The following is a 12280-nucleotide window of genomic DNA, read 5'->3' on the forward strand; positions in this document are numbered from 1 at the left end:
ACTACCTTACTGTGTAAGGTACCTTACGGTGTAAGACTGTTGTACGAGTGAGGAGATCACATGGAAGCCGCGGAAACCCAAAAGAACCGCAACCCGCAGAAACTGGGCAAGGTGTGCATCGTCGGCGCATCGGGCAAGCTGGGTCGCTACATGGTTCGGCATGCGCTCGATCGGGGGTACGAAGTCGTCGGCGTCTGCCGCGAGAAGAGCGTGGACAAGCTCGCGGAGTTCGAGGGCCGGATCACCATCGTCCCCGGAGCAACCGACGATCGAGAGGTCATTGCGCGAGCCGTGGCGGACTGCGACGGCGTTCTGACCGTGTTGGTGCCATGGGGTGTGCACAACTATTCCTCGGGCACCGCGCAGGCCGTCCTCGACTTTGCGCGCCCCGATGCGCGGCTCGTGTTCTCCTGCGGCTGGCACATCACACGCGACGGCAAAGACGTCTACACGCGCAGGTTCAAGGCGACCCTCGCGGTCATCAGCCGATTGACCAGGCTGCTCCGGCTCGTGGACATATACGACCAAGTCGAGGCGTGCAGGCGGATCTTCGCCAGTGACACCCGGTGGACCGTTGTTCGAGGCAGCGGCCTGGAAGAAGGTGAGAGTGAAGGGCTGCCGGTCTGGAGCAGGCATGTCGGAGATCCTGTGCTCGCGAGCGACTTGACCCGTCGCGTGGACTTCGCGATGTTCATGGTCGAGGCCCTGCGTGACGACACTCTCATACAGGAGGCGCCCGCGATCGTCGGACGTCTGGCCCCGTCCGCGCTCGCGCACGCCGAGGGGGCAGCATGAGCGTCGCCCTCGCATCGTCGTCCACCACGTCGCACGCCCTGCCTGCAAAGCCCTCGCCTCAGCGCCTGGCGCGAACCACCGGCTGGTTGTATCTGGTGCTGGCGGGGCTGGGGATGCTTGGGCCGCTCATGCTTGAATCGCTCGTCGTTCCCGGCGACGCTTCGGCGACGGCAGACTCGATCGCGCAGTCGCTGTGGCTCCTGGATGTCAGCCTCGTCGCCTGGATCGCGATCATTGCGGTGGACGTCGTCCTGTCGGTGGCTCTCTACCTGCTGCTGGCGCCGGCGGGACGGGCACTTTCTCTGGCCGCCGCCGCGTTCCGGCTGGTCTACTCCGCGGTCGTGGGGGCGTTGCTGATCCTGCCGTTCATCGCCCGCGCTCTGCTCACCGGTGGGTCGGACGATGCAGTCGACCGCCAGGCACAGGCGTTGGCCGCGCTGGAGGCCTTCGATGTGGGTTTCCTGCTGGCGCTTGTGTTCTTCGGATTCCACCTCCTGGTTCTTGGACCGCTGCTGCTCAGGTCACGTTACGTCCCAAGGGTATTCGGTGTTCTCCTGTCGGTGGCAGGCGCCGGCTACATCACAGACAGCCTGCTGCACCTGATCACCGATGCCGGTGGCGGCCCGATCTCCGCAGTGTTGCTCACCCCAGCCGTCATCGGTGAGATCGGGCTGGCCGTCTGGCTGCTGATCAAGGGCGTTCAGACCCCGAATGGTAAGGCGCCGGATCTGTGATTTTCTCTGCGCTCGAGGCTGAGTCGTGCGAGCGTCGTGCCCGTTCGGTTGGTCCGTTCACATACCATCGAGAACGTCCCGAAAACGGTATGTGGGAGTGCTCATGACACGGGTCCGTGCGGCGGTGATCGGCGGTGGCATCATCGGTTTGGCTGTTGCCCGGGAACTCCTACACCGGATGAACGAAGCCCAGGTGACGGTGTTCGAGAAGGAAGGGCACGTAGCGGCCCACCAGACCGGTCACAACAGTGGAGTCGTACATGCCGGCCTCTACTACCAGCCCGGCAGCCTCAAAGCGCGACTGTGTCGTCGTGGTGTCACCTTGCTGCGGCAGTACGCCCGGGACAAGGACGTCGCGTACGAGGAGTGCGGGAAGTTGGTGATAGCTCAGGACGCGTCCGAAGTCGAGCGTATGAATGCCATCTTCGACAAAGCCGTCGCCAACGGTGTGCCGAACGTGCGCGTCGTCGCCGGCGGCGAAATCGCCGAGATCGAACCGCACGCGCGCGGTATCGCCGCCGTGTACTCACCGTCGACGGCGATCATCGATTTCGTCGCGGTAGCGGAGGCTCTCGCCGCGGACATCGCGGCTGCCGGTGGGCGCGTGCTGTTAGGCCGGGAAGTGCTCGGACTGGCCAGCCGATCCACGGAATCGGTGGTCACCACACGGGAGGGTAGTCAGGCCTTCGACGTGGTGGTCACCTGTGCCGGTCTCCAATCGGATCGGGTGGCGATGATGTCGGGAGAACCACGATTACCGCGGGTGGTGCCGTTCTTCGGCGACTACTTCCTACTCGAACCAGGACGGTCGTCTCTCGTCAAGGGTCTGATCTACCCCGTCCCGGATCCCCGGTACCCCTTCCTGGGAGTGCACTTGACCAAGCGGATCGATGGGCGAATCATGCTCGGACCGAATGCTTTTCTCTCTGCGGGGCGTGAGGCATATGCCCGTCGTGGATGGTCGGCATCTGATATGGCATCGTCGATCGGTTTTCCCGGATTCTGGCGATTCGCGCTGCGCAACACCGCGGCGGCCGCCCGCGAGGCCCGCACAGTCCTGAGCACCGGCGCCTTCGTGAAGGAGGCGCAGAAGTACGTCCCCGAGGTGCGACGGGCCGACGTCATGCGCGGGCCCCGGGGCATTCGCGCTCAAGCCATGAATGCGGATGGAAGCCTGGAGGACGATTTCGTCATCACCGGCAACGGGCGCATCGTCCACGTGCGCAACGCACCTTCGCCGGGCGCCACCTCGTCCCTCGCCATCGCCGAATACGTCGTGACGAAGGTTCTAGAGCGCACGTCCGTCTGATGTGCAGGGGCATCCCCGATGTGGACGGGCGGGTCCGGGCCGGCTCGAGTTCAGGTCACTACAACTTTCGCGCTGGGCCAGGAATTGTTGACGTACCCGTGTGGGTTCCACAACTGAGCGGCTGATTCGGGTTGCATGGCGCCGGTGGTGTCCCATGCGCGCGCTGTGATCGTGAGTGACCCTGGCTTCGCGTCGATCACCAGCGACCATCGCCGCCACAACCAAGGACTCTGCTCGGCGTCGAGTTCTGCCTGCGTCCACGTGTGGCCACCGTCGATGGACACGTCGACCCGGGCGATCCCGCGACCATCGCCCGCCAACGCGTACCCGCGGACTGCGAGCGGCCCCGCGGAGACGGCTGCCCCGTCGCCGGGGTCGAGGATGTCGCAGTTCAGTGCGACTGAGGAGAGCGGGATCCCGTCGCCTGGGCGCGCGGTATGGGGATCGGCGTCGGCGGGAAGGATGTGATACGCCGTGGTCTGGAAGTAATTGTCGGACGGGTGGTCTTGGACGCTGATCCCGGTAATCCACTTGACGCTGCGGGCACCGATATATCCCGGAACCACCACGCGGACGGGCCCGCCGTGCACTCGGGGCAGGGGCTCCGAGTTCATCTCCCACACGAGTAGAACTTCATTCGACATGGCTTTGGACAGCGGGATCGAGCTGCCGTACGGCTGCGGAGGTGTGGCTTCGGACGCGACGTCGGGTGCGGTGAACTCCACGTGTGCGGATTCGGTGGTGTGGACGCCGCACGTGTCGAGGACGTCGGACAGGCGCACCCCTTTCCACTCGGCGGTCGATGTGGCCCCCGATTCCCAGGGGTCCTCGCCGACGATGTTACGCACGGCGTTGAAACCGGCCCTGCGGTTACCCGCACATTGCAACGTTGCGACGACTCCGTGGGACTCGAAACGGTCCTCGAGGTCCGAGAGCGTGAATTCCCGTTCATCGGCCACCAGACCGGTGACCGAGAGTCGCCACTGCTCGCTGGAGATGTCCGGGATCTCGCCGTGGTTGCGGCAGTAGAAGGTATCTATGGCGGTGACGTCGGCATTTGCGAGGGCGGAACCAACCGGCTCAGCGTTGTATGGAGACTGTTCGTGGACTATCATGTCATCGCGCTTTCCCCACATATATGCACCTGCAATTCGTCTGTGTGCGTGCCAATCTGGTTCGGGTGCGGGCCTGATACTCCTTTCCGACTGTAACAAGAACGGTTAGTCAGAGGATCTTCTGCGTAGAGACGCACCTTCAGCGGTGACGGAGAGCAGAGTGGACGTATTCCGGCGATTTCAGGAGACGTGATCCACATGGCTGAGCCCATCGATGAACACTTCATCATCACTGTCTCTGCAATGAGGCGCGGTGCAGGCGGAGGCTTCGGCGATCGGGATGCACCTCTGTGTGAGGGGCATTCGCTGACGGTGCGGCAGGCGCTCAGGCTCTTCGATTCGCAGCTGGGCAGTCGACATCTCGATCTGGCGGCGCGGTGGCTTCGATCCCTGGGAAAGGGCTTCTACACCATCGGTTCCTCCGGACACGAAGGAAATGCGGCGGTGGCGGGGGCTCTGCGTCCGACCGATCCGGCTCTGTTGCACTACCGGTCCGGCGGATTCTTCCTCGAACGGGCGCGGCAGGTCTCCGGTAGTGACCCGTTGAGGGACGTCCTGCTCGGGGTCGTTGCGGCTGCCCAGGAGCCGATGTCCGGCGGACGGCACAAGGTCTTCGGGCGCCACGATCTCAACGTGATTCCGCAGACCTCGACGATCGCTTCGCATCTGCCGCGCGCCGTCGGGGTGGCTTTCTCCATCGCCAGGTCCGCCAAACTGCACGTGACCTCTCCTTGGCCCGAGGATGCCCTCGTGGTGTGCAGTTTCGGTGACGCCTCGGTGAACCATTCGACGGCGGCGGGAGCGATCAACACGGCCATCCAGGCTGGGTATCGAGGTTTGTCGACGCCGCTGCTGTTCGTCTGCGAGGACAACGGCATCGGGATCAGTACGAAGACCCCGGATGGGTGGATCACGTCCGCCTTCGGCACCAGGGAAGGCCTCGAGTACTTCGTCGCCGACGGTTCCGACCTGCCGACGGCATTCACCACGGCCGCTGCTGCCGCGGAGTGGGTGCGAGTCCATCGGCGTCCGGCATTTCTGCACCTGCGAACGGTACGACTCATGGGGCACGCTGGGTCCGACGTCGAATCTGCGTACCGCAGCCCGGACGAAATCACCGCGGATTTCGACCGCGATCCGGTGCTGTGCACGGCGCGCCTACTGGTCGAGGGCGGTCACCTCACGCACACCGAGGTTCTCGACCTCTACGAGAAGAAGCGCGCCGAGGTCCGCGAACTGGCCGAGCAGGTCGGCGAACTGCCGCAACTCGACAGCGCCTCGGCGGTGATGTCTCCGCTGCGAGACGGTCTGGAGGAGGCGGTCGCCGCCGTTGCCCCGCGCAACCCGGATCAGGCCCGGCGAATCCAGGTTCTCGGGACACCCCTTCCAGAAGACGAGGGTCCGTTGACCGTCGCGTCGGCGATCAATCGGGCGTTGCTCGACGTTCTCGCGCTCTACCCTGAGGCGCTGGTTTTCGGTGAGGATGTCGGTCGCAAAGGTGGCGTCTACGGCGTGACCAGAGGGCTGATGAAGAAGGCCGGGCCTGCACGGGTGTTTGATACCTTGCTCGACGAGCAGGCGATCCTCGGCCTCGCCCTCGGCGCCGGGGTGTCCGGTCTGCTGCCTATACCGGAGATCCAGTACCTCGCCTTCCTGCACAATGCTGCGGATCAGATCCGCGGGGAGGGCGCTACGCTGCAGTTCTTCTCCAACCGCCAGTACCGGAATCCGATGGTGGTCAGGGTCGCCGGATACGGGTACCAGAAGGGCTTCGGCGGACACTTCCACAACGACAATTCGATCGGCGCACTGCGCGACATCCCCGGCATCGTGATCGCCTCGCCGGCGCGTCCGGATGACGCGGCAGCCATGATGCACACCGTCGCGGCGGCCGCGTACACCGCAGGCGTGGTGTGCGTGTACCTCGAACCGATTGCGCTGTACCACAACCGGGATCTGTTCGAGGAGGGTGACGAGAAATGGTTGGCTCCGTACCCGAAGCGAGTGCAGGGCAAAGTCCCGGTAGGAAAGGCACGCACTTATGGCGACGGAGAGGCCCTGACGATCGTCACCTTCGGGAACGGGGTACGCATGAGCCTGCGGGTCGCTCGCCGGCTTCAACGGCTGAACATCGCTGCGCGGGTAGTGGATATGCGATGGCTGGCACCCTTGCCAGTGGAGGACATCATCCATGAGGCCGACGCCACGGGTCGGGTACTGGTCGTCGACGAAACCCGTCGATCCGGTGGTGTGTCCGAGGGTGTGGTCGCAGCACTCGTCGACGCGGGCTTCAACGGCCGCCTCTCCCGTGTCGCAAGTGAGGACAGTTTCATCCCTCTCGGTGACGCGGCACAGGAGGTGCTCCTGTCCGAGGACACCATCGAGGCCGCCGCCATAGCACTTGTGTCTTCGCCGAATATCACAGCAGCACAGTCTGAGTGAACCGATGTGACGGCGGACGGATGCAGGTGGTAGTCAACGCCGCTGTAATTGCAGCTTGAACCCCTCGGGCATCAAGGTCAGCCGTTCGTTTACCTTCAACCGATAGTCGGGGTCGCCGACGATGCGATACCGGTGCAGGATCGTGCCGAGGACGAGCACCGCCTCGTGTAGAGCGAACTGGCGGCCTATACACCCGCGCTTGCCTGTACCGAACGGTTTGTACACGTGGGCTGGGCGCGACCGGACGCGCTCGGGGAGGAAATTGTCGGGGTCGAAGGTCTCGGGGTCGTCGCCCCACACAGGGTCGCGATGTAGGGCCGGGATGAGCACGAGAACCCAGTCGCCGACACTCATCGGGTACTTGCCGACCAGGGTCGTCTCGACCCTCGCCTCCCTGCCGTATGCGGGAGCGGTCGGCCACAACCGCAACGTCTCGTCGAGCACTCGCCGGACATACCGGAGTTTCGCGACTTGCTCGAACTCCGGGGCCTCGTCTCCCCAGACGGCGTCCACCTCGGCCTGCGCTTCAGCGAGAACTTCGGGGTGCCTGGACAGGTAGTAAAGGGCGAACGACAGTGCACCGGAGGTCGTTTCGTGCCCTGCAACCAGGAAGGTGACCACCTGGTTGCGGATGTTCAGATCGTCGATCCGGTTGGGGTCGTCCTCTCTGGCAGCCCTCAACATGAGTTCGAGGAGGTCCTCGGGGCCGGTGTCGGCACTGTTACGGCGGCTGCGGATCACCTCGTCGACGACCGCCCACATGTACTCGACGTCGGCGAGGTTCCGGTGATCCGATCGCCGGGTCAGGAGGCGTCCCAGCGCCGTGGATCTCATGAGCGTCGTGCGTTGCGAATGACTGAGCGCGTTCACCATCGCCTGTACGAACGGATGCGGACGCTCCCGCTTGAACGAGTCGAACGAGTAGCTGAACCCGGTGCGACCGATGGTTTCCAAGGTCACCTTCGTCATGTCCGAAGACACGTCCACAGGCGTGCCGTCGACGAACTGGTCCCAGTGCTCGGTCAGTTCTCCTGCGACATCGACCATTGTGCGGTGGTAGGAGCGCATGGCGGACTTGGTGAAGGCTGGAGCGAGGAGGTTGTGGGCCTTGCTCCAGTTGGGCTCGTCGTCGAAGGCGGTGAACAGGCCGTCACCGCCGATCTCGCGCAATGATTCGACACCGGGGGCGAGGTGTTTGCCGAACCGGGAATCGTCGGAGAGTTCGGCCACCATGTCGGCGCCGGATACGAACACAAAACGATTGCCGAGCACCCTGCGCTCGAAGATGGGCCCGAGCGACTTGCCGACCTCCATCGAGTTCTGTACAGGAGTGCGGATGCTGATGCCGAACACGTCGCCGATCACGGGTAACCGCCCGCGAGGACGCGGAATACTCGCCTTCGCCGCAGTGCGCGCTGATCCGACGCTCATTGTCGACCCCGTATCGCTGTAGCCAGCACTTTCCGATTCGAAACGTACGCCATACCTGAACGCTGTCAAGTAACAGCGGGTCGGCTGGCCCACGACCGTGTAGTCCGCATTCAGTGAGTGTGTCCGCGCCGGCGCAGGAGGCTGAGCGCACCTTGGAGACTGGTCAGCTCATGCCGCGCGGTAGGGGCCGCATCTAGTCGGGGTGCGGCCCCGCTATCAGGAGTTTTCAGAGGCTCCGGACATTCTGAGCTTGCGGTCCCTTCTGTCCCTGGCCGATCTCGAACTCAACCCGCTGGTTCTCCTCGAGCGACTTGTAGCCACTGCCCGCGATCTCCGAGTAGTGGACGAATACATCAGCGCTACCGTCGTCCGGTGCGATGAATCCGAAGCCTTTCTCGCTGTTGAACCATTTCACAACACCTTGCGCCATATCGATCTCTCCCTGGAGCTGTCCGGGGTCTCACGTCGAGACCCCGATGTCAAGTGTCCATCCTGTCATCCCTTGGGCGCGAGGACGGGTTTTGCGGCGGTGAGTCGGTGAAGTGTCGGAAGATATCGGGTGCGGGGGAGAAGGTTCTACCCAGCTCGGCGTGGCCTACGACTGTGTAACCGATGCGACGTGAACGCTCGGTAACCCTGTCAGCAGGCTGGGTCGGCGTGTTGCAACTGATCCTTGCTCGGATTCATCGGACGAAACGACACCGGCGCAGAGCGTCATTTCCTCACCGCGTGGGTTGCCACTCTCGTGGGCGAACGCCGGTCATCGCAGATCAGCTTCGTCGAGTCGGACCGCTAGTGTGCAGCAGGCGAACTCAGCGTCGGTGGTGGAATTCGCTTGGTGACGATCCGATGAATCAACCGGGCGGCGGTTCGAGCGGTGCGGTTGTCGACATCGTAGGTCGGGTTCAGTTCGGCCACGTCGCAGACTGCCAGTTTCCCGCTCGCCGCTATTGCGTCGCAGACGAATTGGATCGTTTCGAGCGGAACACCGTACGCAGCGGGATCGCTGACGGCCGGAGCGACGCTCGCGGGAAGGACATCGAGGTCGATCGTGAGGTGGACGAGATCGGCATCGGACAGGAAGTCGCTGACGAAGACCGCCACACGATGGCGGTCGGTGACTGAGCAATCATCGTCGAGTAGATAGTGAACACCCAAACTTCGGGCTGTCTCGAACAGTGCGGCGGTGTTGCTCGGCTGGCTGATGCCGAGAACGGAATACTGCAGGGTTGTGCCTGCCGCTTGTTCCCGTTCGATGATTTGCCGGAACTGGGTACCCGAAGTCGCGATCGGATCGGCGCGTAGGTCGAAGTGGGCGTCCAGATTCAGGATTCCGATTCGCAGACCAGGATGGCGGGCGGACGACTGTGCGAGCCCGAGATACGTCCCGTAAGCGAGTTCGTGACCTCCACCGAGGACAACCGGGAAACGGCCTGCGTCGAGAGTCGCAGCGACGGTGGAGCCGAGCGCCTGCTGTCCAGCCTCGAGTTGGTCGTCGGTGACCATGACGGTGCCTGCGTCACAGGCATGGATGGGCTCGGCAATTGCCATCGACGACAGCGCACCACGCAGGGAGTCGGGTCCCGCAGCAGCGCCTCGCCGTCCATTGTTCCGGGCCACGCCCTCGTCGCTCGCGAATCCAATGAAGACGCAGGCGCAGGAATGAGATTCGTTTCCCAATGGTGTCACGGCCTGATGCCACCGCAGATGTTCCTGTGTAGCCCCGTCAACCCGTCCGGTCCAGGCGGGCGGGGGCTCGAGTGGAATCTCGGTCATCGTGCACTCCTCGAAGGTCGAAGGGGAAAGTTCGGGTACCGAACCGGAGCGTGAACTCCGCCGGGCAGATGTCCGCGCCTCGCCACCTTCCCTGATCACAGTGTGCTCTGGCTCACTCAATATATCGCTGGGCGGCTGTGTAATCTTTAGCAATGGGAAACATTTCTGTTGCGGAGCAGGAGCGCGCGCACGGCCACAGATTTCTGGGGCAGCCGATCGCGCTGGCGAACCTGTTCGGCGTGGAAATGTGGGAACGGTTCTCGTTCTACGGAATGACCGCCATTCTCATCTACTACCTGTATTACCCGGTATCCGATGGCGGACTCGATATTTCCAGGGCGGCCGCAACGAGCATCGTCGGTGCGTACGGCGGCACCGTGTACTTCTCGACGATCGTCGGCGCCTGGGTGGCCGACCGACTGCTCGGATCGGAGCGCACCCTCTTCTACAGTGCCGTTCTCGTCATTCTGGGGCACCTCGCACTGGCCACACTGCCCGGCCTACCAGGTGTCGGTGTCGGACTGATTCTCATCGCGCTGGGGAGCGGTGCGGTCAAGGCGAACGCGACCTCGATGGTCGGCGAACTGTACGCCGCAGGCGACAGCCGCCGCGACGCCGGGTATTCCATCTATTATCTTGGGCTCAATCTCGGCGTGTTGGTCGGTCCATTGCTGACCGGACTGGTCAATGACATCGCGGGCTTTCGCATCGGATTCGCAGTTGCCGCGCTCGGTATGGCGGTGGGACTGACCCAGTACGTGCTCTATCGCCATCGGCTTGCAGGAGTGAGTGACAGGGCCGCGAACCCGCTGCCAGTGGCGGACCGACTGAGATATTCAGTAATCGCCTTGGGTGTAGTGGTCGTCATCGTGGTGGCATCGGTGACGCATTTGCTTACTGCCGACAACCTCTCGAATGTAGTGATCGTCCTGACGGCGCTGGCGGCAATCGCGTACTTCTCGGTCTTTCTGTCCAGCAAGAAGGTCTCTGCTGTAGAGCGCAGCCGGATGCTCGCGTTCATCCCGATGTTCATCGTCAGCGCAGTGTTCTGGTCCTTGTTCCAGCAGCAGTTCACCGTCCTGGCGATCTATGCCGATCAAAGGCTCAACCGCAGCGTGTTCGGTTGGGAGTTCCCGGCCGCATGGGTGCGGTCCATCACCCCGGTGTTCCTCATCATCTTTGCGGGAGTGTTCGCAGCCATCTGGACAAGGCTCGGTCCACGTCAACCGGCTACCCCGATCAAGTTCGCATCCGGCACTATCGTCACCGGCTTGGCATTCTGGGCATTTCTGATGTTCGCCGGTGGCGGGCCGAACAGTGCTCCGCTTCTCGGCATCGTCTTCATATGCCTGTTGCTCACCTTCGGTGAACTGCTCATCGCACCGGTCGGACTGTCTCTGGCCTCGAAGCTGGCACCGACCGCTTTCCACACCCAAACGGTCGCCTTGTACTACCTTTCGATCGCCCTCGGCACTGCCGCGGCCGGCACCTTGGCGCAGTACTATGACGTCGACAACGAGGTCCCCTACTTCACGACAGTCGGCGCATTTTCGGTAGGGGTCGGAGTGATAACGGTGCTGATCGCGCCGTGGATCATCCGGATGATGCGCGGCGTGCGGTAGGCGGCTGCCGTGTGTGGGCCGCATAGCGGCCTTACCCACCTTCGATGCGCTGGCCGACAGCGTGAAGGATGATGATGCTCGGACCCCACGGCACCACTTCGGCCACTGACTGTTCGAGGTCGGAGACTGGCGGTAGGTTTCGTGGGCCAAGGACTTCGATCACAGCGGTATTGCCTTGCCACGTGACAGATCCGACGACGGCGTCGGGAGTTTCGGCCAACCATTGTTGGGTCGACTTGCGGATATCGTCGGCCCAAACCGTGGCCAGTGAGTTCAAGACCATGGGAATGGCGACGACGACCAACGCCGCGGCCAGCACTGCGTAGATTCGGCCGTGTCGATTCGATGCGGTGGTGTCGGATTCGCGGGCATAGCCGGCGACTGCCATCACCACGGTCGATGTGATCACCATTGCGATCACGTTGGACGCGAACAGCACCAGGGCGCCGGCGGCAAGCGAGGGCGCGCCTGATCCGAGGCAGACACCTACCACCGCGAGTGGGGGCACGAGAGAGATCGCGATTGCCACCCCCGGTAGTACGTCGCCGACATCGCGACGGGTGATGGCGATGGCCCCGGCCAATCCAGTGGCTATCGAGGCCGCGAGATCGTTCAAGGTCGGGGAGGTGCGGCCGGAGACTTGCGAGTTGGTCAGCACATTTGTGGGGTTGGGCAGTACCTGCGAGAAGATGTACCCGACAAGGGCCACCAGTACGACACCGGCCAGAACGTACAAGATGTTGCGGACCACGAGTCGGCCCCGGCCGGTGACGATGCCGAGACCGATCCCCAGAATCGGTGTCGACAAGGGGGCGATGATCATTGCGCCTATCACGGTTGCGGTCGAATCTCCCACGACGCCTGCCGCAGCGATCACGCCGGAGAGTGTGAGCATGATCCAGAAACCGGACCGTTTTGCCCTCAGGTCGCCTGAGTCGAGATCCAGGCGGTCCTCGAGTTCCTCCAAACTCCGTCGCTGACTGTCCGGTATGAGAGCGAGGCGCATCGTGGTCCTTTCGACCGGGCCAGAGGGTCTCCGTCACCGTAAACCCTTCT

At 63.3% G+C, this 12280-nt stretch carries 10 protein-coding genes; 5 read left to right on the forward strand and 5 right to left on the reverse strand.

What is annotated here, in order from left to right:
- Positions 1-60: 60 nt before the first annotated feature.
- The 3 genes from AB0I57_RS13265 (at position 61) to lhgO (ending at position 2838) form a co-directional block, all read left to right on the forward strand.
- Entirely contained in the window at positions 61-795 is a 735-nt protein-coding gene (locus tag AB0I57_RS13265; RefSeq protein WP_358335512.1) for an NAD(P)H-binding protein, read from the forward strand.
- Positions 792-1529, forward strand: coding sequence for a DUF4386 domain-containing protein (locus tag AB0I57_RS13270; protein ID WP_358335514.1), 738 nt, complete (start codon positions 792-794; stop codon positions 1527-1529). The genes AB0I57_RS13265 and AB0I57_RS13270 overlap by 4 nt, the downstream gene beginning before the upstream one ends.
- A gap of 103 nt (positions 1530-1632) precedes the next feature.
- On the forward strand, positions 1633-2838 hold the full coding sequence (gene lhgO, locus AB0I57_RS13275) for an L-2-hydroxyglutarate oxidase (RefSeq protein ID WP_358335517.1): 1206 nt from the start codon (positions 1633-1635) through the stop codon (positions 2836-2838).
- 50 nt (positions 2839-2888) lie between these two features.
- On the opposite strand, the gene AB0I57_RS13280 is transcribed toward lhgO, so the two are convergent.
- Positions 2889-3974, reverse strand: coding sequence for a sulfite oxidase (locus tag AB0I57_RS13280; protein WP_358335520.1), 1086 nt, complete (start codon positions 3972-3974; stop codon positions 2889-2891).
- 177 nt (positions 3975-4151) lie between these two features.
- On the opposite strand from AB0I57_RS13280, the gene AB0I57_RS13285 reads away from it, so the two are divergent.
- Complete coding sequence (locus AB0I57_RS13285; RefSeq protein ID WP_358335523.1) at positions 4152-6395, forward strand: thiamine pyrophosphate-dependent enzyme; 2244 nt, start codon at positions 4152-4154, stop codon at positions 6393-6395.
- A 33-nt stretch (positions 6396-6428) separates the two neighbouring features.
- Here AB0I57_RS13285 and AB0I57_RS13290 read toward each other — a convergent pair whose 3' ends face one another.
- The 3 genes from AB0I57_RS13290 to hutG form a co-directional block, all read right to left on the reverse strand.
- Positions 6429-7826: a cytochrome P450 gene (locus AB0I57_RS13290; RefSeq protein WP_358335526.1), complete on the reverse strand. Its 1398-nt coding sequence runs from the start codon at positions 7824-7826 to the stop codon at positions 6429-6431.
- Between the two features lie 226 nt (positions 7827-8052).
- Positions 8053-8256, reverse strand: coding sequence for a cold-shock protein (locus AB0I57_RS13295; protein ID WP_358335528.1), 204 nt, complete (start codon positions 8254-8256; stop codon positions 8053-8055).
- A gap of 362 nt (positions 8257-8618) precedes the next feature.
- Entirely contained in the window at positions 8619-9602 is a 984-nt protein-coding gene (gene hutG / locus AB0I57_RS13300; protein ID WP_358335531.1) for a formimidoylglutamase, read from the reverse strand.
- Between the two features lie 152 nt (positions 9603-9754).
- On the opposite strand from hutG, the gene AB0I57_RS13305 reads away from it, so the two are divergent.
- A complete protein-coding gene (locus AB0I57_RS13305) occupies positions 9755-11224 on the forward strand; it encodes an oligopeptide:H+ symporter (RefSeq protein WP_358335534.1) in 1470 nt (489 codons plus the stop codon).
- Positions 11225-11255: 31 nt separating this feature from the next.
- Here AB0I57_RS13305 and AB0I57_RS13310 read toward each other — a convergent pair whose 3' ends face one another.
- Positions 11256-12230 (reverse strand): TIGR00341 family protein, encoded by a 975-nt coding sequence (locus tag AB0I57_RS13310; RefSeq protein ID WP_358335537.1) that lies wholly within the window; start codon positions 12228-12230, stop codon positions 11256-11258.
- Positions 12231-12280 lie beyond the last annotated feature (50 nt).

It is taken from the genome of Rhodococcus sp. NPDC049939 (genome assembly GCF_040656415.1).
Taxonomy (GTDB): domain Bacteria; phylum Actinomycetota; class Actinomycetes; order Mycobacteriales; family Mycobacteriaceae; genus Rhodococcus_F.

Coding starts and splice junctions, on each gene's coding strand:
- AB0I57_RS13295 (WP_358335528.1), bottom strand. CDS start 8,256: ATGGCGCAAGGTGTTGTGAAATGGTTCAACAGCGAGAAAGGCTTCGGA.
- AB0I57_RS13265 (WP_358335512.1), top strand. CDS start 61: ATGGAAGCCGCGGAAACCCAAAAGAACCGCAACCCGCAGAAACTGGGC.
- lhgO (WP_358335517.1), top strand. CDS start 1,633: ATGACACGGGTCCGTGCGGCGGTGATCGGCGGTGGCATCATCGGTTTG.
- AB0I57_RS13285 (WP_358335523.1), top strand. CDS start 4,152: ATGGCTGAGCCCATCGATGAACACTTCATCATCACTGTCTCTGCAATG.
- AB0I57_RS13290 (WP_358335526.1), bottom strand. CDS start 7,826: ATGAGCGTCGGATCAGCGCGCACTGCGGCGAAGGCGAGTATTCCGCGT.
- AB0I57_RS13270 (WP_358335514.1), top strand. CDS start 792: ATGAGCGTCGCCCTCGCATCGTCGTCCACCACGTCGCACGCCCTGCCT.
- hutG (WP_358335531.1), bottom strand. CDS start 9,602: ATGACCGAGATTCCACTCGAGCCCCCGCCCGCCTGGACCGGACGGGTT.
- AB0I57_RS13305 (WP_358335534.1), top strand. CDS start 9,755: ATGGGAAACATTTCTGTTGCGGAGCAGGAGCGCGCGCACGGCCACAGA.
- AB0I57_RS13310 (WP_358335537.1), bottom strand. CDS start 12,230: ATGCGCCTCGCTCTCATACCGGACAGTCAGCGACGGAGTTTGGAGGAA.
- AB0I57_RS13280 (WP_358335520.1), bottom strand. CDS start 3,974: ATGTGGGGAAAGCGCGATGACATGATAGTCCACGAACAGTCTCCATAC.